This is a genomic window from Halostagnicola sp. A56 (assembly GCF_000691505.1).
Taxonomy (GTDB): domain Archaea; phylum Halobacteriota; class Halobacteria; order Halobacteriales; family Natrialbaceae; genus Halostagnicola.
The window spans coordinates 1-26,231 of the sequence record NZ_JMIP02000021.1 but is presented as its reverse complement, the minus strand read 5'-3'; the positions used below and the strand labels follow the sequence as shown (position 1 = coordinate 26,231).

Sequence of the window (26,231 nt, the reverse complement as noted above, 5' to 3'; positions counted from 1 at the left end):
GGTTCGCGTTTTTGCGCTGTTCGGACTTTTTCCCGTTCCTACGATCTCTCGAGCCGGAATCAGCCTCTCGAGCCGGAATCGATCCTCCGAGACGAACGCCGCGACGCTCGCGTTCGAAAAACAGGGCCGCCTCAGTCGCACTGCGCGACCGGTCGGTCCGCGAGGTCCTCGAGCAGTTCCTCAGCGTGGCCGTCGGGCGTCACGTCCTCGTAGACGGCGTCGATAGTTCCGTCGGGGCCGACGACGTAGGTGTTGCGAAAGACGCCGTCGAACGTGTTGCCGAACATCCGTTTCTCGCCGTAGGATTCGTACAATGTCGCCACCTCTCCCATCTCGTCTGCGAGCAGGTCGAACTCGAGGTCGTACTCCGCGGCGAATGTCTCGAGGTCCGAGACGGAGTCGTCGCTGATCCCGACGACGGCGACGTCCGCGTCGTCGAACCGCTCGAGCGCGTCGTTGAAGCCGCAGGCTTCGGTCGTGCAGCCGTCGGTGTTCGCGCGCGGGTAGAAGTAGACGACGAGCCGCTGGCCGTCGAAGTCCGATCGGCGGACGGTCTCGCCGTGCTGGTTGGGTAGTTCGAACTCAGGTGCGTCGTCGCCAACGTCGAGCATGGAACCGACTTGGCGAGCGCGGTTGTATGTATTTTGATTCGGCCCGGCCCGCGAGCCGATGGTTCCTCGATCGTTTCTGCGGGGCCCGTCGCTCGTCCTCGGCGGGTCCGTCGCTTTCCAAACGACTACCGCCTCGTCCGCTGGCCACCCCCTCGCCAGCCGGCCACCGCTTCGCCCGCCGATCTCCGCCTCGTCAGTCGACCACCGCCTCGCCCTCCCCAACCAACTCACTCGCGCCGCTCACGGCATCGCTGCGCTCGTTCGCCCCTCGCGGATCGGCGTGGCGTCCTCGCCGACGACGGCTCGGACGCCGCGCATGCGCGCCAAAGCTGTAACATCGAGATCGAGACGATTTCGTCTCGAGCGAATTATGGGACATGGAAAACCTCCTCGTGACGTTCTCCTCGTGACGTAATCGTCGACGTACGCGGCGATTCAGTCGAGCTGTTCGGCCGCCTCGCGCTCGACCAGCGGCGTCGCGTTCTGCTCGGGCAGTGTCACCACGTCGTCGGCCGCGAGGGTGTACTCCCGGTCGTCGACGCCGAGGATCGAGCCGATGTCCTCGGTGATCTTCACGGTGAGGCGCTCGAGCGAGGGCTCGTCAGTTGCCGCGTCGTCGGCAGCAACTTCGCCGCTCGAGGCGGTCGCTGCGCCGCCGTCGGTCGCCGGAGTTTCGGGCGGCTCGCCTGCCGCGGAATTTTCGTGCATCGAGTCATCGGCCGACGAATCCGCCGAGTTCGACTGCGTCGCCGGCTCCGGCGGGTCGCCGCCCATCACGTCCGCGGCGCTGACGCCGCTCGGGTCAGCGGTCGCCGAATCGTCCTCGGTCGTCGGCCGGTTCGCGGGACCGGCATCCGACTTCTCGAGGTCCGCTGGCGGCGTCTCGGGCGGTGCCGGCGGCGCTGTGTCGGACGACTCTCGATCGGACTGGCCGGTCGAGGCGGTCGGTTGGTCGGTCGCGTTCGACCCTTCCTCGTCGAGTTCGTCCGCGGGTGCGTCGACGCCCTCGAGAACGTCGAGTACCCGGGACTTGTTCGACTGGATGCGATCGACGAGGTCGTCGAAGAGGTCCGCCTCCTCTGCGGTGAGGCCCTCGTCGTTCGCCGCCATGCCGGCTGCGGAGAGACTCGCCTGTTTGACGAGTTTGCCCATTCGGCGCTCGTAGATGGCCTCGACGACGTCCTTGGCAGTCTCGATCTCGTCCGTGAGCCGGCTCACTTCGGGCGAGGAGAACGGGTCCTCCGCCTCGGCGGCCGCGCGGTCACGTCTGTCCTCGAGGTCTGCGATGTACTCGCCGACCTCCTGGTAGAACGAGGGGCGCAGGTTCTGGAGGCTATCCTTCTGGCGCTCCTTGCTCTGAACCGAGCGTAGTTCGTCGAGATTCATTCTTTCTCCTTTTCGGCGCGACCACGCGCCATGAGAAACATGGCGACGTACTCTGGTAGTGACTGGTCACCCTCCCGGACTGTAAAGATGTCGCCCCCGAGTTCGACCTCGCCGCCGCGCTCGACGTCGACCGCGACCTCGTGGCCGGTGAACGTTTCGGGGACGGCGTCGACCAGCGGGTCGAACGCCTCGAGTTCGTCCGGTGTGAGCCGACAGGTCGTCAGGGCGCTCCCGCCGTGAAGGCTCCCCGGCAGGCGGATGAGTCGGTTCGTGTCCGTCGTCACCGGTTCGTCGATCGGCGCGTTATCTCGCTCGACGGCAGTTGCGGCGAAGCGCTCGGCCAACTGAGCGATCGCCGTGTGGACGGTGATGTTTCCGGCCTCGAGGCCCGCACGATTGTTCTGGGCGGCCGAGAGCGTCGCCTCGGCTTTCCCCTCGCCGATACCGTCGAAGGTCTGAAGGCGCTCGAGGGCGTCTTCCTCGTCCATCTCGAGGAGATCCTCGACGAAATTCATGAAGTGCTCGTGGATTCGCACGCCCCAGCCACCGTCGACCCGCAGGGTTCGCCGTTCTGTCGGTGTCTTCCGGCCGAGCCCCGCCACCGTCTCGGTTTCGATCAGTTTCTCGAAGTCAAGGCCGATGCCGCGGACGTAGTCGACGATCTCCCGGCGGTGTTCCCGGTCGAGGTGTTGTACGTTCTCGTCTCGAACGTGGACGTGGTAGCCTCGTCCCCCGGAGAAGGCGATTTCGACGTTCTCGAAGGCGAAGTCGTCCTCGAGGAACTCGAGCAGGCGCATCAGTGCGTCCTTGCACTTCCTGAGCATGTCCCCGTAGGAGTCCTCGCCGAGGGTCACACTCGGCAGGTGATCGGCGTCCAGATCGAAGACGAGATCCGACGACCGCCAGTCCTTGTCGGTCATCGACCCCGCGCCTGGATCGCGGTAGCGTCCCGCGGAGAAGTAGACGTGCTGTGGCCGCTTGCGGACGAGAAACTCCTCGATGTCCCCCAACTCGAGCAGCGAGCGGTGTCTGACCATCGTCGTTCCGGGCCCGTCGGTCCACGGGATAAATCCCCACTCGCGCTCGTTGGCCTCGGGCGGTAGCGTAATCTCCGTTCTGCGGTAGTGATCACGGAACCGACCGCGAAGATAGGCTCTCGTTCGCTCCTCCATTCGTCCACGGTATCTGCGACGGGAGACTATAATCTTCCCGAAAGTCTCGAACCGCCGAAAGACAGGTCGCGGAGGCGCTCACCGGCCGTGATACGAAAAACCGGGAGAAGGACGCAGGTCGCAGCCGATTCGGTCACAGGCGATTCGCTGACCACACGGGCGGTTCGCTAACCAGACGGACGCGAGCCTATCGGCGAATCACACTCGCGTCAGTGAATCGAATCCTTATCGGCGGACCAGATCCGAAATCTTGTCGGCAATACTTCCGCTCGAGCCGAGTTTGAGGTAGTAGGCGTCGCCGCCGTCTTCGTAGTAGTTGTCGATGCGACGCTTGATTTCGAAGCCGAGGTGCTCGTAGAACTGGAGTGCGCCTTCGTTGGTCGTCCGGGCGTGACACGTGATCGTATCGTGTTCCTGTGCGACGCGGGCGATCAGTCGTTTTCCGATCCCCTCTCCCTGATAATCGGGCGAGACGGCAAGAAAGAGGATGTACCCGTCGCGACGGACTGCGGCGAAGCCGATCAGTTCGTCCTCCTGGAGGGACAACTGAACCGTCGAGCGGCGATAGGCGTCGGTGAAGAAACTGTGTCGCTGTTTGAGGACGCCAACACTGTCGTTGATCTCCTCTTTGAGTTGCCAGGCTTCGTCGACAAAATCGTCACTGCCCGAGGTGACGACGCGACTGTCGATGTTGACGCTCACTATCCTCATCTAACAGTCTCGTCAATATAATTCCACCGGCAAGCGAACCGCTCACACGAATATCGGACAGCCGACATCTTCGGTCGAGGTGGCGGCGAAACGGGTCGATCTCACGGCGACGCGGCGGATTATGGACTCGCCGCGACGTGGCAGGTTCTGACTCACCGCGACCCGGTGTCGGACCGATGGTCATAGGTTCGTCGCCGAGTAACTCGCACTCGATGGGGTTCGAACTGCGCGATCACACCGCCGACATCGCCGTCGCCGCGACCGGACCGAGTCTCGAGTCGGTCTTCGGATCGGTCGCGGACGGACTCGCCGCCGCCTCGTGTGAACGCGTTCCGGAGACGGGAGGGGAGCAATTCTCGCTCTCAGTGACGGCCGAAAATCTCGAGGCGCTGCTTTTCGATTACGTCGACGAACTGATCTACCTCCGCGACGTTCGTCTGGAGCTTCCAGTCGATCACCGGGTCAAGGATATCTCGGTCGCGCGGTCCGACGAACCGACGGCCGACTGTGAGCCGATGGACGACGCGGCCTACTCGCTCGAGGCGACGGCCCGCGGCGTTCCGCTGTCGGACGTGGTCGCCCGGGAGATCAAAGCCGTCACGTACTCCGAGATGCGACTCGAGGAGACCGACGACGGCTGGGAGGCCTACGTCTCTTCGACGTGTGATCCGCCGACACCCGGCGAGCCGATCAGCTTTCGTGCTGTCCGCTGTTGGACTCCACGGCGCGCAGAGAGAACATCTTTCACCGTTGGCGTCCGATTTTCGGGTATGACTACGTTCGACGCGAACGGCGTCACTCTCGAGCGGGTTCGAGAGTACGTCTGGGAAGTGACTCAGGAGGGTGAGATGCGAACACCCGCACGAGTGCTCGCGAGCGAAGCGTTGCTCGAGGAGATTAGCCAGGACAAGACACTCGAGCAACTGCAGAACGCGACGCACCTGCCGGGGATGACGAACTACGCGATCTGTATGCCCGACGGCCATCAGGGCTACGGCTTCCCCGTCGGCGGGGTCGGCGCGCTCGACGCCGAAGACGGCTGTATTTCGCCGGGAGCTGTCGGCTACGACATCAATTGCGGCGTCCGGATGATGCGGACCAATCTGACCTACAGCGATGTCGAGGGTCGCGAAGAAGAGCTCGTCGACTCGCTCTTTACGAATATTCCGTCGGGCTTGGGCGGCGGCGGAATCGTCGAAACGGGCATCGACGAGGTGGAAGAAATCCTCGCCCGCGGGGTCGACTGGGCGCTCGAGAACGGTCACGCCGTCGAAGATGACCTCCGCCACTGCGAGGACGAGGGAGTTCGGGAAGGAGCAGATCCCTCGAAGGTCTCCCAGAAGGCCAAAGACCGTGGGAAGAACCAGGTCGGCTCGCTCGGGTCGGGCAATCACTTCCTCGAGGTCCAGCGGGTGACCGACGTGTTCGACGAGGAGGTCGGGACGGCCTTCGGCCTCGAGGAAGACCAGATCGTCGTCCTGATCCACTGTGGCTCGCGCGGGCTCGGCCACCAGACATGCAACGACTACCTCCGCAAGATCGAACAGCAACACCAGGGGCTGCTCTCTCAGTTGCCGGACAAGGAACTGGCGGCGGCACCAGCCGGTTCGCAACTCGCCGAGGACTACTACGGCGCGATGAACGCGGCGATCAACTTCGCGTGGGTCAACCGCCAATTGATCATGCACCGCACGCGGAGGGTCTTCGAGCGCGTCTTCGATCGGTCCTGGGAGGAGATGGAGATGGACTTACTCTACGACGTGGCCCACAACATCGCGAAGAAAGAAACTCACACTGTCGGGCCTGACGGACAGCCGGCGGGGGAGATCGACGCCGCCGAAACCGAACAGCGGGAGCTGTTCGTCCACCGCAAGGGCGCGACTCGAGCGTTCCCGAAGGGCCACCCCGAGGTCCCCGCGGCCTACCGGGACGTCGGCCAGCCGGTGATCATCCCCGGCAGCATGGGCGCCGGCAGCTACGTCCTCCGGGGCGGCGAGGCCTCGATGGATCTCACGTTCGGGTCGACGGCCCACGGCGCGGGGCGGCTGATGAGCCGAACGCAGGCGAAAAACGACTACTGGGGTGAGGACGTAAAGCAGGATCTCGAGGAGCAAAACCAGATCTACGTGAAGGCACAGTCCGGAGCCACCATCGCCGAGGAAGCGCCGGGAGTCTACAAGGATGTCGACGAAGTCGTCCGCGTCTCGGACGAACTGGGAATCGGCGATAAAGTCGCGCGGACGTTCCCCGTGTGTAACATTAAGGGATAGGTTCGGGTCGAGTCACCCTAATATCCACACGGTATTCAGCGGGTTGCATTTTCCGGGTGGGCGACTACATGATCGGTCGATGTATCAAAACCCATGCCGGATCAACACAGTTCTACGGAGGTCGGAACGGCGACGATCGTCTACGAGACGCCCGAAGACGGGCGAGAATCCGTCACCGTCGACAACGACCGCATCGCCTACTTTCAGGACCACTGGCTGTTCGCCTACGGGACCGACGAAGACGGCAACGACGTGGTTCGTCGGGTCCCTGACAACCAGGTCTACTACGTCGAACGATCCGTCGAAGAGATAGAAGAGACCTTCGAGTCGACGCTCGAGAAAGCCAAAGACAAGATCGAGGACGTTCGGAGCTAGGCGATCTGGTTCGGGCAATCGCCCTCGAGGGATCGACCCTCGCGCCCCCGTATTGACCGTTTCTCCTGCAGGTCGACAACTACGCCCACATACAGACCACCGCACCCGTCGCTGTTCGAGCACGGGTCCCGACGGTCGCAACGTTCACAACCGCTGGGACGAACTGACGAGTAACGGATGAACGACGGGCCACGGCTGCCAGGGGTCGACACCGTAGACGAGGACGATCGGATCGTCCTGCACGTCGACGCGGACTGCTTTTATGCCTCCTGTGAGCGGCTCAAAGAGCCCGAACTCGAGGGCGAACCGGTCGTCGTCGGAATGGGTTACGAGGACGGAGAGACCGTCGGTGCGGTCGCGACGGCGAGCTACGAGGCCCGCGAGTTCGGCGTCGAGAGCGCGCAGGGAATCTCGACTGCTCTCGAGAAACTGCCCCGGCGCGCGGCCCTCGAAGACGATTCGAACGCCCCCTCGGACGCGAACACGGACGCCGACGCGGCCTCGGACTCGAGTTCGGAGTCCGGTTCGGCGGCGAGGGAGACTCTCGAGCGCTCGGAAACCGGCTACTACCGCCCGGTCGATATGGAATTCTACGAGTCGGTCGCCGTGGAGGTTCGGGAGATCCTCCACGATTGTGCCGACGTGGTGCGCGAGGTGAGCATCGACGAGGCCTACCTCGACGTGACCGAGCGAACCGCCTGGGAGGTCGCCGACGGCTTCGCCCGCCATGTCAAAGAGCGCATCGAGCGCGAGGTCGGCGTCACGGTGAGCATCGGCGTCGCGCCAACGATGAGCGCCGCGAAGATCGCCAGCGACTTCGACAAACCCGACGGGCTGACCGTCGTCCGACCCGGCGAGGTCGAATCGTTCCTAGCACCGCTCGAGGTCGAGTTGCTCCACGGTGTCGGCCCCGTAACGGCCCGAGAGCTACGAGGAATGGATCTCGAGACGGCCGGCGACGTCGCGGCGACGGATCCGGGCCCGCTCGAGGACCGGTTCGGCGAGCGCGGCCGCGAACTGTACAATCGGGCCCGCGGTGAGGACGACCGACGCGTCGAGCCCCGCGGCGAGCCCAAGAGTTTCTCCAGGGAGTCGGCCTTCGCTGAGGCAGTCGAGGAACCGGACCCGAAGTACGAGCGGATCGAGACGCTCGCGGCCGCGGTCGCGGATCGCGCGACTCGAGAGGGGGCGCTGTACCGGACCGTTGGCGTGAAAGCGGTGTTGCCACCGTTCGAGGTCAACACGCGCGAGCAGTCGCTGTCCGGCCCGGTTGACGACCCGGATCTCGTCGAACGGATCGCCGCGGACCTGTTTACCGAGTTCGAGTCGGAACCGGTTCGAAAACTCGGCGTCCGCGTGGCGAACCTCGAGTTCACGGGAGCCGATCAGGCTCAGTTAGACGGCTGGGACGGCGACGGTGTGACCGGTCCGGCCGACTCCTCCGTCGACAATTTGGATACCGATTCCGCAGGGGCCGATTTCGCGAGTGACGACGGTCCGGGCGAAAACGGCGCTGGCGCGAACGGCGAGTCGAACGACCGGTCGCCGAACCCGTCCGAACGCGACCTGCCGGCGGGACAAAGCTCGTTGACCGACTTCCGATCGGACTGACTCCTCGTCGACCGCCGCCCTAGCCGACGGTCGTCGCGACGCCTTTCGTCTGGCGGTAATCGCTCGCGAGGATCGACTCGAGCGTCTCGAGGATCGTCTCGCGGTCGCCGTCCGTCCACTCCGTGGGGTTGCGAATGGGGACGACGAGGAATCCGCGCCCGCGAATTTCGCTCGCGTGGAGACGCGCCATCTCGAGGTCGAGTTTACCGCGCTGGGTGGTGTACTCGCCCAGCACGTGGTCGGTCGCGCGCTCGCCCACCGGGAGCAGGATGTGGGCGTTGATCGCCCGGAGTTCCGCGTCGAAGTACCGCTCGAGTTCGGCGTACTCCTCGGGCGTCGGTGCCCGACCATCGGGAAGCGAGCACATGTGAATATAGTCCGCGAAGAGATTCTCGAGACGGGGGTCATTCGCCGGGCCGGTGACGAATTCGGCGTCGCGAAAGAGTTCCTGAACGCCGACGCCGGCGTCTGTCTCGGTAAACGGAACGCCCGTCGCCTCGCCGCCGTGAACGCCGGGATGGCCGCCGATCACCTGAAAGTCGGCGTTGGCGTCACCGTAGCCGAAGACAGCCGGCTGTTTCCCCGCATCCTGCCGTTCGAACGGTGGTCGCATGCCGAAGGGATTGCTCGTCCTATCGGTGACGTTTTTCACGAGCGTGAATACGAGAGGAGGACAGTTAATTCGCGCGATTTCGGCGGATACTGGATTATCTATCGTGTGGATTCCGGCCGACGGGACCGCTCGATGTCTCGGAGTCGATCGCCAGCGTCGAGTCGACCAGCGACTCGAGCCCCCGGCGCAGTCGCTGTGAGACGGCGGAATCCGAGATGTCCAGTTCCTCGCCAAGTTCGACGAGCGTCGTGGCTCGCGGAACGTCGAAGTAACCCCGCTCGTAGGCAGCAACAACGAGTTCCCGCTGTGGGACCGTCAGCCCGAACTGGTCGTTTCGCTCGGGGTCGACCGCTTCGTGCAGTTGTACGAGCTCCAGCGAGATGTTCCGATCCAGACAGTCGGTGTAAAAAGACGACAGGTCCTCGTAGGCAGGAAACCGCAGCTGGAACGTCCATCGATCGCCCGATCCGTTTCCGCTCGTGACGATAGCATCGTGCTCTCTGATCGCGGCGAGAAAGCCGTTCACCGCCGTCGCCCACTCAATTTTGAGGAGGTCGTGATCGCCGATGCTATCGATCCGTGTCGCCGATTTCACGGTTGATTGTGCTTCGATCGTCTCGAGGACGGTTTCGGTCGCGGACCCGGGAACCCACAGATACGGAATCACCGCTTCGCTGGTCGGAACCTGGGTTTCGATCGTCAGGGGCCCCTCGAGGTCAGACTCGAGTATCGATCCGAACGGGAACGCCGATGCTGGCACCGAAATGCTCGCGATAACGCTCATTGATCCTGACGGTATACGTGTCTGCGATCGACCGCAGTTTCGTCGCCCTTCGAGCAGTGGAGTTTGCAGGTAAAATTACGACGTAGCGTCGTCGATTTCGACCGAAGCGATCGACGTCGTGGATTCCGAATTACATGATCGTACATTCGTCCTCGCTATCCCAACTATCCGTACCGGTAGTAAAAATCGAGAGCTTCGGTATCAAAGGATTTTATAAGTATATTGGATGCCTGAAAATATATGGTTAGAATCATATTCAATGGCCAGCACCGCCGATCGCCGCTGGCCACCCATCTCCCTGCACGTTTGTCGCGATGAACGACAATACCTGTCGATCCAAAAAATCATACATATATCATATTCATCCGGCGGAACTTCTCACCGCAGTCGAGACACCGCGTTTCCTGTCTGGAGAACGCCCGCAGATTACCGATCAGGTCCGGCAGGAAGTGGTATTCGATGACCCGCTCGGCGACATCCGTCTCGTCGACCGCCTCGAGCTTGCGCGAGAGTTCGAGCTGGGCGTCCATCTTGTCCATCATCGATCCCAGGGTCTTGTACGCCGAGAGGTCGGGCCCCATCGCGATGTCGCTCGTGTCGTGGGTGTGCTCGAAGCCGGTGTACTCCTCGTCGGTGCCGAGAGTGTCCTCGCCGATCTGAATGTTTACGGATTCGGGATCAGACATCTCGAGCGTCGCCTCGTAGAACTCATGGGGATACTGCGAGACGATGTCGATGTTGTGGGCCTCGTCGTCGATCTCGGCGGGATCGATTCTCGAAGACATGACGAGCGGCGCATCCATCGAGTTGTGTGCATAGAGCCAGTTTGCCGTGAAGATTGGATCATCACCGACCTGTAGGTCGTAGAGGTACCCGTCGTACTCGACCCGTTCAATGTCCGTTATCCGTAGATACGAGAGATCTCCATCGATCAAAGGGCGTATTTCCTCGAGTTTCGGCTTGGCTTCGCCCGGAAGATCGCACTCCTCGAGTTCGTCGACGATCTCCTCGAGTTTCTCGAGCGAGATATTGTCGCGCCGCTTCAGATACCTCGGAATCAGAACTATTACACTTGATTAATAGACGCTCGTAAACGCTAACCCTTATATTATACAGGAGCATGCACCTCAAACGTGATTTGGAGGAAAATCATGAGTGAAAATCGAGTCAAGGTGGACGAACGTATGGGGAGTTTCGGAGTAGTAACCAACACGGAGGAAACGGCATGATCGACGCGACGCCGCTCCAGGTCGATCCCGAGGTCATCGTCGAGGGGGTTAATCTCATGTGGGTGTTGATCGCCACCTTCCTAATCTTCTTCATGCACGCGGGCTTCGCCATGCTCGAGGCGGGGCAGGTTCGCTCGAAGAACGTCGCGAACCAGTTGACGAAAAACCTGCTGACGTGGAGCGTCGGTGTCATCGCGTTCTTCTTCGTCGGATTCGGCGTGAACGCACTGACCGGATCCGTAACGGGCGGCGGTGAGTTCGAGAGTATCTTCGCGGCACTGGACTCGAGTTCGCCCAACGACTGGGTCAGCTGGCTGTTCAGCGCGGTGTTCGCGATGACGGCGGCGACCATCGTCAGCGGGGCGGTGGCCGGTCGCGCGAAGCTCCGTGCGTACGTCAGTTACACGCTCTTGCTAGCGGCTATCATCTACCCCGTCGTCACCGGCTTCACGTGGGGCGGCGGCCTCCTGGCCATCAACGACGGTGCAGCGAACGGATACATTGCGGACGTTATCGGCGTCGGATTCGCCGACTTCGCGGGTGGGATGATCGTCCACGGCATGGGCGGCATCGCCGGCCTCACCGCAGCCTGGATCATCGGCCCGCGCATGGACCGGTACAACAACGACGGAACGCCGAACGTGATCCCCGGTCACTCGCTGACCTTCGCCGCGCTCGGGACGCTGATCCTCGCGTTCGGCTGGTACGGCTTCAACGTCGGCACCGCGTCGACGGTGTTCGCGGTCGAGGGCGGTGAACTCGTCCTCGGCGCGTACGAGACGGTCGGCCGCGTCGCGCTCAACACGACGCTCGGCATGGCTGCCGGTGCGATCGGCGCCGGTGCAGTCGCGCTGTACATGACCGGCAAGGTCGATACGTTGTACGTCGCCAACGGTCTCCTCGCGGGCCTCGTCGGCGTCACCGCCTCGGCGAACGTCGTCACCTGGTACGGCGGCCTGCTGTCCGGCCTCATCGCCGGCGCACAACTTCCCATCGTGTTCAGCCTGGTCGAGAAGCGCCTGAAGATCGACGACGTGTGTGCGGTGTTTCCCGTCCACGGCTCCGCAGGTGTAATCGGCGCGCTGTTGCTCCCGTTCTTCCACATCAACGGCTTCTCGGCCGATTTACTGCTCGCTCAAATCGTCGGCGTCACCGTCATCGGCGTCTGGACGGTCGCGACCACCGCGATCGTCTTCGGCGCGTTCAAGGCACTCGGACAGGCTCGAGTCTCGTCCGACCACGAACGTGAGGGACTCGACGTCTCCGAACACGGCGTCGACACCTACCCCGAGTTCGGCCAGCCCGACATCGCAACCGACGGCGGGGAACGCGAGATCCGGACGGACGGCGGCGAACGACTCGAGGAATCACGATCCTCGAAGGAGCTTCGTTCCGATGGCGGCACTCCGAACGACGGCGAGATCAAGATGGTCACCGCCATCGTTCGTCCCGACCGACTCGGTGCGGTGAAGAAGGCACTCGCGGAAGCCGGTGCCCCGTCGCTTACCGTCACCAACGTCTCCGGCCGCGGCTCCCAGCCCGCCAAGAAGGGTCAATGGCGCGGCGAGGAGTACACGGTCGACCTCCACCAGAAGGTCAAAATCGAGTGCGTGGTCGCGGACGTTCCCGCAGAAGACGTCGTCGACGCGATTCGCGAGGGAGCGAACACCGGTGAACCCGGCGACGGTAAGATCTTCGTGATTCCCGTCGAAAGCGCGACGCAGGTCCGAACCGGCGCAACCGGTACGGACGCGGTCTGATCACGACACGAGACGACCTATATCGGGAAACAATCCGCGACACGAAACGACCTACGACATGAGACGAACCGCGGCACGAGACGGTCTCGAGTCGGCCCATCGTACGCTCGGGTTCTCGACCGTCACGTCCGCCGTTTCGGTGGGGACTATACTCGAGCGAAACGGTCGGTGGTGGCCCTGTTTTCGATCTCGATAGATTCGCGTCGAGCGACCCCGATACTACTTTGACGAGCGATACGTAACGCCCGTACATGAACGACGAGCACTCGCGTGCGCTCTACGACAGAGCGCTGTCGGTGATGCCCGGCGGCGTGAATTCGGCGGTCCGTGCGGCGATCGAACCGTATCCGTTCTTCGTCCAGAAAGGCGACGGCGGCCACGTCATCGACGCGGACGGCAACCGCTACGTCGACTGGGTGCTGGGGCTCGGGCCGCTCTTGCTCGGTCACGATCTGCCCGAACAGGTGCGGGCAGAGGTTCAGCGGGCCGCGAGCGAGGGGCCGATGTACGGCGCGCCGACCGAGATCGAGGTCGACCTCGCCGAGTTCGTCGTCCGACACGTCCCCAGCGTCGAGAAGATCAGGTTCGTCAACTCCGGGACCGAGGCGACGACATCGGCGGTCCGACTGGCTCGCGGCCACACCGGCCGAAACAAGATCGTCGTCATGCAGGGCGGCTATCATGGCGCACAGGAGACGACCCTCGTCGAGGGCGACGCTGACGATCCGAAACCCTCCTCCGCCGGGATACCCCAGTCGTTCGCCGAGCACACGATTCCGGTGCCGTTCAACGACGAGGACGCCATGCGTGCGGCCTTCGAGGAACACGGCGACGACATCGCGGCCGTCCTCACCGAACCCATCCTCGGAAACTACGGCATCGTCTACCCCGAGGAGGGTTATCACGAGTTCCTCCGAGAGATCACCGACGAACACGGGTCGCTGTTGATTTTCGACGAGGTGATCACCGGCTTCCGCGTCGGCGGGCTGGGCTGTGCCCAGAGCAAGTTCGGCGTCACGCCCGATCTGACGACGTTCGGCAAGATCGTCGGCGGCGGCTTCCCCGTCGGCGCGATCGGCGGCAAAGCGGAGATCATGGAGGGCTTTACGCCCGCCGGCGACGTCTTCCAGGCCGGCACCTTCTCGGGGCATCCGGTGACGATGGCCGCCGGCCTCGAGACTCTCAAATTTGCCGCGGAAAACGATGTCTACGACCACGTCAACGGCCTCGGCGACCGACTCCGGCGCGGGCTGACCGACATCGCCGCCGATCAGGCGCCGAACTACACCGTCACCGGGACCGACAGCATGTTCAAAGTGATCTTCACGCGGGACGGCCCCGCCCCGAGTTCGCTCGAGGAGCAGTGTCCCGCCGGCTGTCGGCAGGACCCGACCTGTCCGCGCTACGACTACTCACCGAAAAACGCCGCTGACGTGAAAAACGCCGACACCGATCGCTGGCGGCGGATCTTCTGGGGCGAGATGAAAGAACAGGGGGTCTTCCTCAGTCAGAACCAGTTCGAATGCCAGTTCGTCAGCTACGCCCACACCGAGGCGGACGTCGAGGAAACGCTCGAGGCGTACAAAGAAGCACTGTAACCGCCACATACAGCAATTATTTAACATATACTAACGTTCTCAGAATCTGCATCGAACCCCCATATACAAGTGTTCGGCTGGTGGTTCACAAAGTGGAAGGGAGCTGGTCGGACGAATACAGGGAATCCGGCGTTTTTTTGCGAGTGATCCGTTCAGATAGTTCGTTTCCCAGTTAGGAATAGGAGTGGACGGGCCCGTTCGAGCGGACACCTGTCGAGCGCACGGAACGGCCGGTTCGTCCTCGGGAGTGACGGTCAGTCCGCGGCAGTCACGATAGCGTCCTCGTAGCTCGCAATCTCCTCGAGGACCGCCTGACGGTCGCCCTCGTCGATGTCGAACGTTCGAAGCGCGTCGTCGAGGTGTGTCGCGATTGCCTGGAACTCCGAAGGGGTGATCCCCATGTCGTCGTGGACGGCCGCCATCTCGTTGCCGGAGTACTCGACCGGACCGCCGGTGACCGAGCTGATGAACTGTGCCTGATGTGCGCGCTGTTTCTGCATGTCGACATCGTCGAAGTACCCCGCGACCAGTTCGTCCGCCGTGACGCGGTCGTAAAACTCGTCGACGACGGCCGCGATCGCGTTTTCGCCACCGAGACGTTCGTAGAGCGTGCGTTCGGGCATCGACAGATCGTTTCAGTTACGGGGACTAAAGCATCCCGTCGAACATCTTCGCCGTGTGAATGTCAACCAATCCGCTCGCTCGAGCGAGCGGGGACAGAGCGTGCGCTTTTCATACTCGAGGCCCGGATCAGTGTCTATGAGAACACGCGGGAGATTACGATTGGCGACGCGGGGGTCCGCGCTCGCTCGGCGGCAGGCGGCCCTCGTCGCCGAGCAACTCGAGGACCGGGGCTACGAGGTCGAACTCGTCACCGTCGAGACGACGGGCGACCAGATTCGCGACGAGTTGATCCACCGGCTGGGAAAGACGGGCGCGTTCGTGCGCGAACTCGACGAGCGGGTGCTCGAGGGCGACCTCGACGGCGCGATCCACTCGATGAAAGACATGCCGACCGAACAGCCCCCGGAGCTGGTCACGGCGGCGATTCCCGAACGCGGACGCCCGGGGGACGTCCTCGTGACGCCGGACGGAACCCCACTCGAGGAGCTTCCCGAGGGGGCCACCGTGGGAACCTCGAGTCTCCGGCGAGGGGCACAACTGCGCTCGAAGCGGCCGGATCTCGACGTCGCGCCCCTTCGGGGCAACGTCGACACGCGACTCGAGAAACTCCTCGCGCCCGCGCTCCAGGAAGAACACGCGGAACGAAGCGAGGCCGACAAGGAACGCAAGGGAGACACTGGCGGCTACAAGCCGGATTACGAGGACAAAAATACCGACGAAGCCGGCGACGAAGACGGCGACACGGACGATAGCCGGACCGTCGACGAGTGGTTCGACGACCTCTCGGAGATCGAAAAACAGGCCCTCAGTCGGGAGGTCGAGACGGCCTACGACGCCATCGTGCTCGCCGAAGCCGGCCTCGAGCGCAGCGGGCTCGCCCACCACGTCGAGTTCGAGCGGCTCCCGACGAAGACGTTCGTTCCCGCGCCGGGACAGGGAGCGCTGGCGGTAACTGCGACCGACGGGGAGACGGCCGAAAACATTCACGCAACGATCGACCATCCGCGGAGTCGCGTCGAGACCACCGTCGAGCGGACGGTCCTCGCGGAGCTCGGCGGCGGCTGTATCGCGCCCATCGGCGTGTACGCGGTCGTACAGGGCGAGTACGTCCAGACCAACGTCGCCGTGTTCGACCGTGACGGCGACGAATCCGTGATCGCGACGCGGGAGCTGCCCGCCGAGAGCCACGCGGACGCCGCCGCCGAGTTCGCTCGAGACCTCGAAGACCGCGGCGCGGCGGCACTGATCGAGGCGGCTCGAGACGACGCCGAGGCCAACGCAGACGACCAGCCGGAGGGGAAGTGATGACGACCGACGCAAACGCGGCGGACGCGGAGACGAACCCGAACGCAGGATCGAGTTCGACGGGAGAGACGGTCACCGGAACCGTCTCGCTAGTCGGGAGCGGCCCCGGCGATCCCGAGCTGCTGACGGTCAAGGCAAAGCGGCTGCTCGAGGACGCCGACGTCGTGCTCCACGACAAGCTTCCGGGTCCGGAGATCATCGAGACGCTTCCCGACGACCGCCGCGAGGACGTCGGCAAACGCGCCGGCGGCGAGCGAACGCCCCAGTCGGAAATCAACGAGCGCCTCGTCGAACTCGCCCGCGAGGGCAAGGACGTGGTTCGGCTCAAAGGCGGCGACTCGTTCGTGTTCGGCCGCGGCGGCGAGGAGGCTGAGTACCTCGCCGAGCGCGGCGTTCCGTTCGAGGTCGTCCCCGGCGTCACCTCGGCGATCGCCGCCCCGGCCGTCGCCGGCGTTCCCGTCACCCACCGCGATCACGCCTCCTCCGTGAGTTTCGTGACCGGACACGAAGACCCCACGAAAGACGACTCGGCGGTCGACTGGGACGCACTGGCCGCCACGGGCGGCACCATCGTCGTCCTGATGGGCGTCGGTCGACTGCCGGATTACACGACGGCGCTACTCGAGGCGGGCACGCCACCCGAAACGCCAGTCGCGCTGATCGAGCGCGGCACCTGGCCGGGCCAGCGGGTCGCGACCGGAACCCTCGAGACCATCGTCGACGTTCGTGACGAGGCGGGAATCTCCCCGCCCGCGGTGACGGTGATCGGCGACGTGGCCGCGACGCGCGAGACCGTCGTCGAGTTCATCGAAAACGACGACGAGACGCCCGAAACGGGCGCGGAGGAGTGAACCGTGTCGAGAGCGAGCGCGACAGTGGCGGTCTTTCGCCCCGACGACGACCGAATCGACGACGCCGTCTCCGTGCTCGAGTCGCTGGGCGTCGACCCCGCGCCGGATCCGATGCTCGCGGTCGAGTCCGCCGACGCTGCCCCGCGGACCGACGCCGATTTCGTCGTCCTGACGAGCAAGACGGGCGCGGAACTCGTCGCCGAGGCCGGCTGGAAGCCGGGCAACTCGAGCGTCTGTGCGATCGGTCCGGCGACCGCCGACGCGCTCCGCGAAGTCGGCTACGACGTGGACATCGTCCCCGAGGAGTACACCTCGAGCGGTCTCGTCTCGCGGCTCGCGGACGAGGTCGACGGCGCGCGCGTCGAAGTCGCCCGCAGCGACCACGGCAGCGACGTGTTACTCGCCGGCCTCGAGGCCGCTGGCGCGTACGTCCACGAAACGATCCTCTACCGCCTCGTCCGCCCCGACGGCAGCGGTAGCACCGTCGATCTGGCGGCCGAAGGCGACCTCGATGCGGCCTGTTTTACCTCGTCGCTGACCGTCGAACACTTCCTCGAGGCCGCGCGGGCCCGGGAGAACGGACGGAGCGAGGGGAACGACGAACTCGCGGGGCTCGACGGTCTGAACGCCGCCGTCGTGGGCGTCATCGGCGAGCCGACCGCGGAGACGGCGGTCGAACTCGGCGTCGACGTCGACGTCGTCGCGAGCGAAGCGACCTTCGAGGCGCTGGCGCGGGAGACGGTCGCCGAACTCGAGTAGCGTCGACCGCACATTTATCCCGGAAGCCGACCCACAACCGACAGAGACGCATGTCAGGCCCCGTTCCGGAACTCGAAGACCGCGCCCGAGCGTGTGCGACCCGGCTGTGCGAGGCCGACGACGTCCTACTGGCCTCCCACATCGACGCCGACGGACTCACCAGCGCGGCCATCGCCGCGAGCGCGCTCGAGCGAGCGGCGATCCCCTTCGAGACGGTGTTCGAGAAACAACTCGACGAGAAAGCGATCGCAGCCATCGCGGCGAGAAAGTACGATACCGTCCTGTTCACCGACTTCGGGAGCGGCCAGCTCGACGTTATCGGCGAACACGAGGATGCGGGCGCGTTCACGCCCGTCATCGCCGACCACCACCAGCCGGCGGACAGAGAGACCGAGTACCACCTCAACCCGCTCCTGTTCGGGATCAACGGGGCGTCGGAGCTATCGGGTGCGGGAGCGAGTTACGTCCTCGCGCGGGCGCTCGCCGAGACGAGCGAGTACAGCGAATCGCCGAACGGAACCGCGGCGACCGACGGCGGAACCCCCGCACGCGCCCACGCCGCGACGAACGGGCCGCCGGCTGGCGGGACGACGGCCCGGTCGGACAACCGCGATCTCGCCGCGCTCGCCGTCGTGGGAGCCGTCGGCGACATGCAGGCCGCCGGCGGCGAACTCCACGGCGCGAACGAGGGAATCGTCGAAGAGGGCGTCGAAGCCGGCGTTCTCGAGACCGCGACCGACCTCGCGATCTACGGCAAGCAGACCCGTCCGCTGCCGAAGCTGCTCGAGTACGCCACCGACGTCTACATTCCCGGCATTTCGAACGATTCGAACGGGGCGCTCCGATTTCTCGACGGGCTCGATCTCGAGTTGAAACGCGACGGCGAGTGGCGTCGGTGGTCGGGTCTGACCGGTGAGGAAAAACAGACGGTCGCGAGCGCGCTCGTACAGCGCGCCGTCTCGAAGGGCGTTCCGGCGTCGAAAATCGACGGCCTCGTGGGTACCTCCTACGTGCTCAGCGGCGAACCGGTCGGGACGGAGCTTCGAGACGCCAGCGAGTTCTCCACGCTCTTAAACGCTACAGCGCGATACGAAAGAGCCGATGTCGGCCTGGGCGTCTGTCTCGGAAACCGCGAGGGAGCACTCGAGCGCGCCCGAACGTTGTTGCGAAATCACCGGAAGAACCTCTCGAAGGGGATCGATCTGGTCACGCAGGAGGGTGTGACGACCGAAACACACGTTCAGTGGTTCGACGCGGGCGACCGAATTCGAGAGACCATCGTCGGCATCGTCGCCGGAATGGCGATGGGCAACGATGGTATTGCCACCGACAAACCGATCTTCGCGTTCGCCGAAAAAACGGGGAGCAAGGGCGACGACGGCGAGATCAAGGTCTCCGCTCGAGGGACCCACAGTCTCGTCAGGAAGGGACTCGACCTCTCGGTCGTGATGAGCGAGGCCGCGGGAGCCGTCGGCGGCGACGGCGGCGGTCACGATGTCGCCGCCGGGGCGACGGTGCCGGCCGGAAAACCGCCGGCGTTCATCGAACGGGCCGACGAGATCGTCGGCGAACAACTCGAGTAACTTACGACCGATCCATCGACGCCGGAATAGTCGGGATCAGCGGCGCTCGCTTGGTGAGCGTGTACGTCGACTTCCGAACGGCACCTTTCGCGTACTGGATCGAGCTCTTTCGAATCGGGGTGCGCTTGCCCCGGATCTGCGTGTTACCCGCGAGGATCGCCTCGACGAGTTCGTCGCCGTCGATATCGGCTTTGGTGTCGGCTTCGGCGGTCGGCTCGACGAGGATTTCGGTGTACGCCCTTCCCACGTTCGGGAGGTAGTGAGCGTCGCTGGCCCCGATCTTCGGGTAATCGCGCCGCTTCGCGAACGTTCGCGCGCGGCGATTTCGGTAGCCGGTAAAGACCATCGAGTTGTAGACTTCGATCGCGTCGGCGTCCTCGAGATAGCGTTTGCGGACGCCGTGGCGCGAGCGCTGGAAGGGATGGGGGACGATCGCGATACCACCGAGGTCGCGCACGCGCCGAACGGTCTCCATGAACGGCAGGCCGGGATCGGGGCGTTCGCGAACGCCGATCGCGAGCAGGTGACCGTGGCAGGTCGACACTTCCACGCCCGGAATACCGATCAGGCCGTACTCCGGAGCGAGGGCCGCGGCTCGTATCGACTCGTCGATCTCGTCGTGGTCCGTGATCACGACGCCGTCGAGGCCGATATCCGCTGCGTGTTCCAAGATTAGCTCGACCGGCTCGTGGCCGTCGTAGGACTCCTCGGAGTGGACGTGAAAATCGACCGCAAGTGGGAGATACGAGTTCATGAGGCCGACTGTCGCTGTACGCGATAGGACCGTCGCACCCATAAGCTCTCGGTCTGCGCGGGTTTTCGTGTCAGAACCGATACCGTCGAACACCACGGAACTCCAAGACGACGACAGCTCGTGAACCCATCGAGACGACCCTCGAGCCGATCGGCCGCGCTCCCCTGTAGCGCCAGCCCGTCGTCACCGAGTCGAGAGACGCTGCGACAGATCGTCCGAAACCCAATTCCGTATAGCGCTATAGAATATATTCTCGGTGAGAGAGGCAACCGGCGATCAGACGACGACCGGCGGGTCGCTTTTTGTCTCTCGCCGCGATAGAACGAGCCATGGTACCAAAGTACACTGGTGCTAATCTGTTCGTGGATGCCCTCGAGTCCTACGGCGTCTCGCACGTGTTCGGCAATCCGGGAACGACCGAACTCCCGGTGTTGAACGCGCTGGCCGAGAGCGACCTCGAGTACGTGCTCGGACTGCACGAGGATGTCGCGGTGGGGATGGCGGGAGGCTACGCGAGTACGCGACGCTACCACGCGGACGACGATCCGTCGATCAACCCTGCGGGGGTCGTAAACCTCCACATCGCACCCGGCCTCGCACACGGGCTGGGGAACGTCTACGCCGCGAAGATGGCCGGGGCCCCGCTCGTGGTCACCGCGGGCAACCACGAACGCGACTTTCGACACGAAGAGCCAATCCTCTCCGGTGACCTCCTCGAGTTGACCCAGCAGTTCTGCAAGTGGTCCGAGGAAGTACTCGACGTGAACGCGCTGCCGACGATGCTCCGTCGGGCGTTTCGCGTCGCGCTGACGCCGCCCACCGGCCCCGTCTTCCTCGGTCTCCCGATGGACGTGATGCGCGCCGAAATCGATCCGGGGGCGATCGAGCCGCTCGGGCTGATACCGACCGCAGGCGGCGGCGATTCAGACCAGATAGAGCGCGCAGCGGCCCTGCTCGCGGACGCGGACGACCCCACGTTGATCGTCGGCGATCACGTCGCTCGAGCAGGCGAGCAGGCCGTCGACGCGGCCGTCAACCTCGCGGAGGCGGCGGGCGCGCGGGTCCACGGCGAGATACAGACCAGCGAGATCAACTTCCCGACCGACCACGACCAGTGGATTTCGTTCGTCCCGCCGAACGAAGCGGTCGCGTCGAAAGTGCTCGAGACGGATACGCTCGTCTTCGCCGGCGTATCGACGAACACGACGCTACTGCGTCACGACGACCCGCTGGTCGACGCCGACACGACCTGCATCCACCTGAGCGACGCCCCCTGGGAAGTCGGAAAGAACCAGCGCGCCGACGCGGCCGTGATCGGCGATCCCGGGGCCGTCATGGCCGACCTCGCAGACCGCGTCTCGGATCGCCTTTCAGAGAGCGAACACGAAACGCGCCTCGAGCACGTCCGTTCCGTACGCGAATCGATGGACGAGGCCGCGGAGTCGATGGGCGTCGACGAGAAGCCGGACGGCGAAACCAGGACGGGAAAACACGAACTCGTCGACGCGCTCGAGGCCGTCGCCCCGGACGCGTTGATCGTCGACGAAGGCGTGACGTCGAAGTATCCGCTGTTGACGCGGTTTCCGTTCTCGCCACGGCAACTGCTCTCGAACAAGGGGGGTGGACTCGGGTACGGACTTCCCGCGTCAGTCGGCGCGGCCCTGGCGGAATCGATGCGCGAGGGGTCGCGGGACGTGATCGGGTACGTCGGAGACGGCTCGTACCTCTACTACCCGAACAGTGTCTACACGGCGGCTCGGTACGGGCTCGATCTGACAGTCGTCGTCGCCGACAACCGCAACTACCGGATTCTCAAGGACAACATGCAGAGACTCTACGGCGGCACCGACGCGGACTTCGAGTACGTCGGGATGGACTTCGAACCCGCCGTGGATCTCGTCCAGAGCGCAGAGAGCCACGGTGCGCACGCGCGACTCGTCGAAACGCCCGACGAGATCGAATCAGCCATTTCGGCGGCGCTGGCCCACGACGGACCCGACGTACTGGACGTGCTCGTCCACGATTAGGGAGCGGGACTCGGCTCGAGCGCAGGGCACTCGAAAAACGGCCGTACGAAGGCTCGAGAAGAGTTCGCACGGGATATGTTCGTTCTTAGGGGGAACGAACGAAGATTTTGTAGTAAACTATATCATGGTATATAGAATTCCGAGACAATCGCCGAAGGCTACGAATTCGCCAGCGGTTCGTCGGGAATGGGTGCCGGCAGCGAGACCGATCCAAGCGCGGCACAGATGTCGAGCGGACTGTCGGGCGATTCGACCGTTTCGTGGACGTGTAGCATACACCGCCGGAGCCCCTCGAGCGCGGCGTTACAGGTCGTGACGCGGCCGAGCAACTCGGTCGTCGAGCACTCGCCGATCGAGTAGCGGTATCTGAGTTCCCAGTAACAGCTCAGACCGAGCGAGGGATGAGACCGATCGGCGGGGACGCACGCCGCGAACAGCGTCACCCGTGGAGCGCGATGCCGATACGCGATCCGATCCTCGCTCTGCTCTACCGGTCCCCAATTCGGCGGCAGCTCCTCCTGTGGGAGCGACCGCTGGGTCAGTGACATATCACAGCGGACGCGACTGCGCCGGGTGCTCGTTCGGCCTGCGAGTTCACCCCACCTATGTAGGTACCCGATACCATATCAACGATCGAGACTGTTTACTGGGTGGGAACGTTCGGAGCCGATCTGCCTACCGAGACCTCGAGTCGACCGATCGCCTCACTTTTAGTCACGCTGTGCCTTCGTCCCGGTATGGTCGATTTCGATCCCGAGAAATTCGAGGACAAGTACGCGAACTACTTTCCCGAACTCCAGCAGGCCTACAAGAACGCGTTCACCCAAATGAACGATACGTACGATTCCGAGCTCGTCCACGCCATCGACCAGCAGGTGTTGAACGAAAGCGAGCCGTTCTACGCTGGCGACGGAGAGTTTCGCGTCGAACTCCCCGACGACCCCTACGATCGGCTGACGGGCGTCGTCGTCGAGCGAGAGCGGTTCGAGCGAGTTCTCGAGAAACACGTCGCGGAGATCGAATCCCAACTCGAGCGGATATTCGACGTTTAACCTCGGCTCGCCGGATCACGTCGGTCTAACCTCGGCTCGCCGAATTACGCCGATAACACTACGCAGGCGAGATCGAGTGACTATCTGACACTGCGGAAGGTCTAAGGACGTTCGCTCCCAACACGAATGCATGAGCACGGAAACCCAGAACGACGGCGACGACCTCAAGGAGAACGTCACGAACTTCCTGCGTCGAAACTTCCCCCAGATTCAGATGCACGGCGGCAACGCGGCGATCAGGGACATCGACCGCGAAACCGGCGAAGTCACCATCGCGCTCGGAGGCGCTTGCAGCGGCTGTGGGATCTCCCCGATGACGATTCAGGCGATCAAGAGCCGAATGGTCAAGGAGATCCCCGAAATCGAGAAGGTAAACGCCCACACCGGCGCTGGCGGCGACGAGATGGGCGGCGCGACGCCGTCGTTCCCCGGCGAAACCGTCGACGACGACGCCGGCGAATCTGACGAAGGACCCGCCGCTCCATTCTAACGCCGCTCGAGGCGACCCGTTCGTTTCGGATCGTTCGTTTTCTGCAGTATTTCGTGGTTACAGCGACCGTATCGCGAGTTACACGCTCGAGTCGGTCGCTCGCGTCTCGCAACCGTTCCTGGCAGTTTCTCGAGTCCACGCGCGTTTAGTTCCGCCCCTCGACCGCCGAGGCTATCCGTGCGTAGTCTCCCGTTCCCACGTTCGAACGAGAGCCGTGAGGAGTCGGTTCGCCGGGGTCTCGAGCCCGCGTTCGGCCGCTCGGTCGACCACGTAGCCGCTTATCGAATCGATCTCCGTCCGTCGCCCGGCGAGGACGTCCTGTGCCATCGAGGAGGTGTTCGTCCGCGTCTCCGCGGCCACGGTTTCCATCGCCTCAAGGGCGTCCCTGTTCGCGAGCGATACGCCGGTCGCGCGGGCGGTTCTGGCCGTTTCGCGCGTCGCGGCGCGGGCGACGGCGTTCGCCGGCGACTCGAGTACCGCGCCGTTTTCGGTCGCCGTCAGCGCGGTGATCGGGTTGATGCCGGCGTTGACCGCGAGTTTCCGCCAGCGTCGAACCGGCATGTCCTCGGCGACGGTCGTTTCGAGGCCCGCTTGCTCGAACGCCTCGCCGACCGCCGTCGCGAGCGAAGAGCGGCCACCGTCGCGCGGGCCGAGGGCGATCTCGCCGACTCCCGTACACTCGACGAGGCCGGACTCTCGAAGTATCGCGCCGTAGGTCACAGTCCCCGACAGAATCGGTGCCTCGAGCGACTCGGCGAGCGTCGCTTCGTTTCCCATCCCGTTCTGAACGGAGAGCACCGCATCGAAGCGACCCGTCGCCAACGTTTTCGCCGCCGATTCGGTGTCGAAGGCTTTGACCGCGACCACCGCCAGGTCGGCCTCGAGCCCCGTGCCGTCGGTCGTCGCACGCGGGTGGACGACGGCCTCGAGTTCGCCCTCGAGTCGAAGCCCGTCCGCGCGGACGGCGTCAGCGTGAGCGTCGCGCGCGACGAGCGTGACCTCGTGTTCGCGCGCGAGCACCCCGCCGAGGAGACTGCCGAGGCTTCCGGCCCCGAAGACGACGATCTGCATGGCTCGAGGTGAAACGAGCGCGGTAAAACCGTTTTCGTCTCCGCTCGAGACGGACTAAAAGCGAACGGCGTCGACTGGCGAGTACTGCAGGACGAGGCGGGGAGGTCAGTCCTCGGTCCAGTAATAGATGTCCTCCCGGTCGGCGCCACAGGACGGACAGGTATCCGGTATGTCGTGGTCGAGTTGGCCCATCTCGCCGCACTCCCAGCAACGCCACATGAGTTCTGCCTCGCCAAACTCCTTGCCTGAACGGACGTGCTCGACGCTCATCCCCTCGATTCCCTCGCGGAGCGTGACGTAGAACCCCCCCTCGTCGAACCCGCGAATCCGCCCGACTTTGGTTCCGTCTTCGGCGTACACGTTCGTTCCGAATCCGAGGCGTGTCGTGTCGTCGACCATGGGCGGACCGACCACACGAATCAGCATAAAGGGACAGCAGGGGGCGGTCGGGAACGATCATCGGAAACGGGGTGAGTGAGTAAGTGAGTGAAAGTCGACCGCCGGAAGCGAGTTACATGAAGTCCTCGATACCGGACTGCTTGTTCTTGTCGTTCTCGAAAATGCTCTCGAGGGACTTCTCGAGCACCTCGAGGCGCTGTTTCGTGTAGGGGCGGCAATCGTACTCCTCGGCGACTTCGATCGCGGTTTGCATGTACTTGTTCACCGAGCCCTGGTGGACGGTGAGGTTGACCCGGCCGCCACACTCCCGGCAGGTTTCGGTCAGGGGCATCCGGCGGAACTTCTCACCGCAGTCGAGACACCGCGTTTCCTGTCTGGAGAACGCCCGCAGATTACCGATCAGGTCCGGCAGGAAGTGGTATTCGATGACCCGCTCGGCGACATCCGTCTCGTCGACCGCCTCGAGCTTGCGCGAGAGTTCGAGCTGGGCGTCCATCTTGTCCATCATCGATCCCAGGGTCTTGTACGCCGAGAGGTCGGGCCCCATCGCGATGTCGCTCGTGTCGTGGGTGTGCTCGAAGCCGGTGTACTCCTCGTCGGTGCCGAGAGTGTCCTCGCCGATCTGAATGTTTACGGATTCGGGATCAGACATCTCGAGCGTCGCCTCGTAGAACTCATGGGGATACTGCGAGACGATGTCGATGTTGTGGGCCTCGTCGTCGATCTCGGCGGGATCGATTCTCGAAGACATGACGAGCGGCGCATCCATCGAGTTGTGTGCATAGAGCCAGTTTGCCGTGAAGATTGGATCATCACCGACCTGTAGGTCGTAGAGGTACCCGTCGTACTCGACCCGTTCAATGTCCGTTATCCGTAGATACGAGAGATCTCCATCGATCAAAGGGCGTATTTCCTCGAGTTTCGGCTTGGCTTCGCCCGGAAGATCGCACTCCTCGAGTTCGTCGACGATCTCCTCGAGTTTCTCGAGCGAGATATTGTCGCGCCGCTTCAGATACCTCGGAATCAACTGCTTGATCCCCTTGATCTCCATCTCACGGATTTCCATCAGTTCGTCGCCTATTTTTCTTAAAGCAGATGGTGCTATTGGGTCCTCTACAGCAAAACAATCCGGAAGCAGACAGACGGATTAGCTCCAAAAAAGGGAATCGAGCGAGTAGTTCAGATGACAGGATTAA

The 26,231-nt window shown here is 63.8% G+C and carries 23 protein-coding genes and 3 pseudogenes; 13 read left to right on the top strand and 13 right to left on the bottom strand.

All coding sequences use genetic code 11. From position 1 onward, the window contains the following. Positions 1-131: 131 nt before the first annotated feature. From bcp to EL22_RS12475, 4 genes are all read right to left on the bottom strand, one after another. The gene (gene bcp / locus EL22_RS12490; RefSeq protein WP_050051818.1) at positions 132-611 is read right to left on the bottom strand and encodes a thioredoxin-dependent thiol peroxidase; all 480 of its coding nucleotides are present in this window, start codon (positions 609-611) and stop codon (positions 132-134) included. A gap of 435 nt (positions 612-1,046) precedes the next feature. Further along, positions 1,047-1,997, bottom strand: coding sequence for a hypothetical protein (locus EL22_RS12485; protein ID WP_050051817.1), 951 nt, complete (start codon positions 1,995-1,997; stop codon positions 1,047-1,049). After that, positions 1,994-3,169 carry a DNA primase small subunit PriS gene (gene priS, locus EL22_RS12480; RefSeq protein WP_050051816.1) on the bottom strand — a complete coding sequence of 392 codons (1,176 nt, stop codon included), beginning with the start codon at positions 3,167-3,169 and terminating at the stop codon, positions 1,994-1,996. The genes EL22_RS12485 and priS overlap by 4 nt, the downstream gene beginning before the upstream one ends. 225 nt (positions 3,170-3,394) lie before the next feature. Then, positions 3,395-3,871, bottom strand: a complete 477-nt coding sequence (locus tag EL22_RS12475) for an N-acetyltransferase (RefSeq protein ID WP_050051815.1) — start codon at positions 3,869-3,871, stop codon at positions 3,395-3,397. Positions 3,872-4,056: 185 nt separating this feature from the next. On the opposite strand from EL22_RS12475, the pseudogene EL22_RS18085 reads away from it, so the two are divergent. From EL22_RS18085 to EL22_RS12460, 4 genes and pseudogenes are all read left to right on the top strand, one after another. Then, positions 4,057-4,473 (top strand): annotated as a pseudogene (locus tag EL22_RS18085) (archease); the annotation flags it as partial. 177 nt (positions 4,474-4,650) lie between these two features. Beyond that, positions 4,651-6,150 carry an RtcB family protein gene (locus EL22_RS12470; RefSeq protein ID WP_050051889.1) on the top strand — a complete coding sequence of 500 codons (1,500 nt, stop codon included), beginning with the start codon at positions 4,651-4,653 and terminating at the stop codon, positions 6,148-6,150. 93 nt (positions 6,151-6,243) lie between these two features. After that, positions 6,244-6,525: a hypothetical protein gene (locus EL22_RS12465; RefSeq protein WP_050051814.1), complete on the top strand. Its 282-nt coding sequence runs from the start codon at positions 6,244-6,246 to the stop codon at positions 6,523-6,525. A 177-nt stretch (positions 6,526-6,702) separates the two neighbouring features. After that, entirely contained in the window at positions 6,703-8,136 is a 1,434-nt protein-coding gene (locus EL22_RS12460) for a DNA polymerase IV (RefSeq protein ID WP_050051813.1), read from the top strand. Between the two features lie 19 nt (positions 8,137-8,155). Here the strand turns inward: EL22_RS12460 and EL22_RS12455 are convergent, their stop codons facing one another. The 3 genes and pseudogenes from EL22_RS12455 to EL22_RS19325 all read right to left on the bottom strand — a co-directional run. Further along, positions 8,156-8,788: a uracil-DNA glycosylase family protein gene (locus EL22_RS12455; protein WP_050051812.1), complete on the bottom strand. Its 633-nt coding sequence runs from the start codon at positions 8,786-8,788 to the stop codon at positions 8,156-8,158. 55 nt (positions 8,789-8,843) lie between these two features. Next, positions 8,844-9,533: a bacterio-opsin activator domain-containing protein gene (locus EL22_RS12450; RefSeq protein ID WP_050051811.1), complete on the bottom strand. Its 690-nt coding sequence runs from the start codon at positions 9,531-9,533 to the stop codon at positions 8,844-8,846. Between the two features lie 362 nt (positions 9,534-9,895). Continuing rightward, positions 9,896-10,594 (bottom strand): annotated as a pseudogene (locus EL22_RS19325) (DNA polymerase II, large subunit DP2); the annotation flags it as partial. A 164-nt stretch (positions 10,595-10,758) separates the two neighbouring features. On the opposite strand from EL22_RS19325, the gene EL22_RS12440 reads away from it, so the two are divergent. Continuing rightward, positions 10,759-12,522 (top strand): ammonium transporter, encoded by a 1,764-nt coding sequence (locus EL22_RS12440; protein WP_394298906.1) that lies wholly within the window; start codon positions 10,759-10,761, stop codon positions 12,520-12,522. A 251-nt stretch (positions 12,523-12,773) separates the two neighbouring features. Continuing rightward, entirely contained in the window at positions 12,774-14,120 is a 1,347-nt protein-coding gene (locus tag EL22_RS12435; protein WP_050051809.1) for a glutamate-1-semialdehyde 2,1-aminomutase, read from the top strand. 254 nt (positions 14,121-14,374) lie between these two features. Here EL22_RS12435 and EL22_RS12430 read toward each other — a convergent pair whose 3' ends face one another. Continuing rightward, positions 14,375-14,743: a group 1 truncated hemoglobin gene (locus tag EL22_RS12430; RefSeq protein WP_050051808.1), complete on the bottom strand. Its 369-nt coding sequence runs from the start codon at positions 14,741-14,743 to the stop codon at positions 14,375-14,377. Between the two features lie 136 nt (positions 14,744-14,879). Between EL22_RS12430 and hemC the strand changes: the two genes are divergently transcribed. From hemC to EL22_RS12410, 4 genes are read left to right on the top strand one after another with little or no spacing between them, the layout of a single operon-like run. After that, positions 14,880-16,049, top strand: coding sequence for a hydroxymethylbilane synthase (gene hemC, locus EL22_RS12425; protein ID WP_050051807.1), 1,170 nt, complete (start codon positions 14,880-14,882; stop codon positions 16,047-16,049). Further along, on the top strand, positions 16,049-16,900 hold the full coding sequence (cobA, locus tag EL22_RS12420) for a uroporphyrinogen-III C-methyltransferase (RefSeq protein WP_050051806.1): 852 nt from the start codon (positions 16,049-16,051) through the stop codon (positions 16,898-16,900). The genes hemC and cobA overlap by 1 nt, the downstream gene beginning before the upstream one ends. A gap of 3 nt (positions 16,901-16,903) precedes the next feature. Beyond that, on the top strand, positions 16,904-17,659 hold the full coding sequence (locus tag EL22_RS12415; RefSeq protein WP_050051805.1) for a uroporphyrinogen-III synthase: 756 nt from the start codon (positions 16,904-16,906) through the stop codon (positions 17,657-17,659). Positions 17,660-17,709: 50 nt separating this feature from the next. Continuing rightward, positions 17,710-19,242, top strand: coding sequence for a DHHA1 domain-containing protein (locus EL22_RS12410; protein WP_050051804.1), 1,533 nt, complete (start codon positions 17,710-17,712; stop codon positions 19,240-19,242). A gap of 1 nt (position 19,243) precedes the next feature. On the opposite strand, the gene EL22_RS12405 is transcribed toward EL22_RS12410, so the two are convergent. After that, entirely contained in the window at positions 19,244-19,996 is a 753-nt protein-coding gene (locus EL22_RS12405) for a PHP domain-containing protein (RefSeq protein ID WP_050051887.1), read from the bottom strand. A 329-nt stretch (positions 19,997-20,325) separates the two neighbouring features. On the opposite strand from EL22_RS12405, the gene EL22_RS12400 reads away from it, so the two are divergent. Next, positions 20,326-22,023, top strand: coding sequence for a thiamine pyrophosphate-binding protein (locus EL22_RS12400; protein ID WP_050051803.1), 1,698 nt, complete (start codon positions 20,326-20,328; stop codon positions 22,021-22,023). Positions 22,024-22,181: 158 nt separating this feature from the next. Here the strand turns inward: EL22_RS12400 and EL22_RS12395 are convergent, their stop codons facing one another. Beyond that, positions 22,182-22,571 carry a hypothetical protein gene (locus tag EL22_RS12395; RefSeq protein WP_050051802.1) on the bottom strand — a complete coding sequence of 130 codons (390 nt, stop codon included), beginning with the start codon at positions 22,569-22,571 and terminating at the stop codon, positions 22,182-22,184. A gap of 189 nt (positions 22,572-22,760) precedes the next feature. Here EL22_RS12395 and EL22_RS12390 point away from each other — a divergent pair, with 189 nt between their 5' ends. Together EL22_RS12390 and EL22_RS12385 are read left to right on the top strand one after the other, a co-directional pair. Continuing rightward, positions 22,761-23,075 carry a DUF5783 family protein gene (locus tag EL22_RS12390; RefSeq protein WP_050051801.1) on the top strand — a complete coding sequence of 105 codons (315 nt, stop codon included), beginning with the start codon at positions 22,761-22,763 and terminating at the stop codon, positions 23,073-23,075. Positions 23,076-23,205: 130 nt separating this feature from the next. Next, positions 23,206-23,565 (top strand): iron-sulfur cluster biogenesis protein NfuA, encoded by a 360-nt coding sequence (locus tag EL22_RS12385; protein WP_050051800.1) that lies wholly within the window; start codon positions 23,206-23,208, stop codon positions 23,563-23,565. Between the two features lie 171 nt (positions 23,566-23,736). Here the strand turns inward: EL22_RS12385 and EL22_RS12380 are convergent, their stop codons facing one another. From EL22_RS12380 to EL22_RS12370, 3 genes and pseudogenes are all read right to left on the bottom strand, one after another. Next, positions 23,737-24,636: a ketopantoate reductase family protein gene (locus EL22_RS12380; protein WP_050051799.1), complete on the bottom strand. Its 900-nt coding sequence runs from the start codon at positions 24,634-24,636 to the stop codon at positions 23,737-23,739. 105 nt (positions 24,637-24,741) lie between these two features. After that, the gene (locus tag EL22_RS12375; protein ID WP_050051886.1) at positions 24,742-25,035 is read right to left on the bottom strand and encodes a hypothetical protein; all 294 of its coding nucleotides are present in this window, start codon (positions 25,033-25,035) and stop codon (positions 24,742-24,744) included. Positions 25,036-25,147: 112 nt separating this feature from the next. Next, a pseudogene (locus tag EL22_RS12370) lies at positions 25,148-25,936 on the bottom strand (DNA polymerase II, large subunit DP2); the annotation flags it as partial. Between the last annotated feature and the right edge of the window lie 295 nt (positions 25,937-26,231).

Coding starts and splice junctions, on each gene's coding strand:
- cobA (WP_050051806.1), top strand. CDS start 16,049: ATGACGACCGACGCAAACGCGGCGGACGCGGAGACGAACCCGAACGCA.
- EL22_RS12380 (WP_050051799.1), bottom strand. CDS start 24,636: ATGCAGATCGTCGTCTTCGGGGCCGGAAGCCTCGGCAGTCTCCTCGGC.
- EL22_RS12470 (WP_050051889.1), top strand. CDS start 4,651: ATGACTACGTTCGACGCGAACGGCGTCACTCTCGAGCGGGTTCGAGAG.
- EL22_RS12435 (WP_050051809.1), top strand. CDS start 12,774: ATGAACGACGAGCACTCGCGTGCGCTCTACGACAGAGCGCTGTCGGTG.
- EL22_RS12390 (WP_050051801.1), top strand. CDS start 22,761: ATGGTCGATTTCGATCCCGAGAAATTCGAGGACAAGTACGCGAACTAC.
- EL22_RS12405 (WP_050051887.1), bottom strand. CDS start 19,996: ATGAACTCGTATCTCCCACTTGCGGTCGATTTTCACGTCCACTCCGAG.
- hemC (WP_050051807.1), top strand. CDS start 14,880: ATGAGAACACGCGGGAGATTACGATTGGCGACGCGGGGGTCCGCGCTC.
- EL22_RS12385 (WP_050051800.1), top strand. CDS start 23,206: ATGAGCACGGAAACCCAGAACGACGGCGACGACCTCAAGGAGAACGTC.
- EL22_RS12485 (WP_050051817.1), bottom strand. CDS start 1,997: ATGAATCTCGACGAACTACGCTCGGTTCAGAGCAAGGAGCGCCAGAAG.
- EL22_RS12450 (WP_050051811.1), bottom strand. CDS start 9,533: ATGAGCGTTATCGCGAGCATTTCGGTGCCAGCATCGGCGTTCCCGTTC.
- EL22_RS12430 (WP_050051808.1), bottom strand. CDS start 14,743: ATGCCCGAACGCACGCTCTACGAACGTCTCGGTGGCGAAAACGCGATC.
- EL22_RS12410 (WP_050051804.1), top strand. CDS start 17,710: ATGTCAGGCCCCGTTCCGGAACTCGAAGACCGCGCCCGAGCGTGTGCG.
- EL22_RS12460 (WP_050051813.1), top strand. CDS start 6,703: ATGAACGACGGGCCACGGCTGCCAGGGGTCGACACCGTAGACGAGGAC.
- EL22_RS12375 (WP_050051886.1), bottom strand. CDS start 25,035: ATGGTCGACGACACGACACGCCTCGGATTCGGAACGAACGTGTACGCC.
- EL22_RS12440 (WP_394298906.1), top strand. CDS start 10,759: ATGATCGACGCGACGCCGCTCCAGGTCGATCCCGAGGTCATCGTCGAG.
- EL22_RS12465 (WP_050051814.1), top strand. CDS start 6,244: ATGCCGGATCAACACAGTTCTACGGAGGTCGGAACGGCGACGATCGTC.
- EL22_RS12400 (WP_050051803.1), top strand. CDS start 20,326: ATGGTACCAAAGTACACTGGTGCTAATCTGTTCGTGGATGCCCTCGAG.
- EL22_RS12395 (WP_050051802.1), bottom strand. CDS start 22,571: ATGTCACTGACCCAGCGGTCGCTCCCACAGGAGGAGCTGCCGCCGAAT.
- priS (WP_050051816.1), bottom strand. CDS start 3,169: ATGGAGGAGCGAACGAGAGCCTATCTTCGCGGTCGGTTCCGTGATCAC.
- bcp (WP_050051818.1), bottom strand. CDS start 611: ATGCTCGACGTTGGCGACGACGCACCTGAGTTCGAACTACCCAACCAG.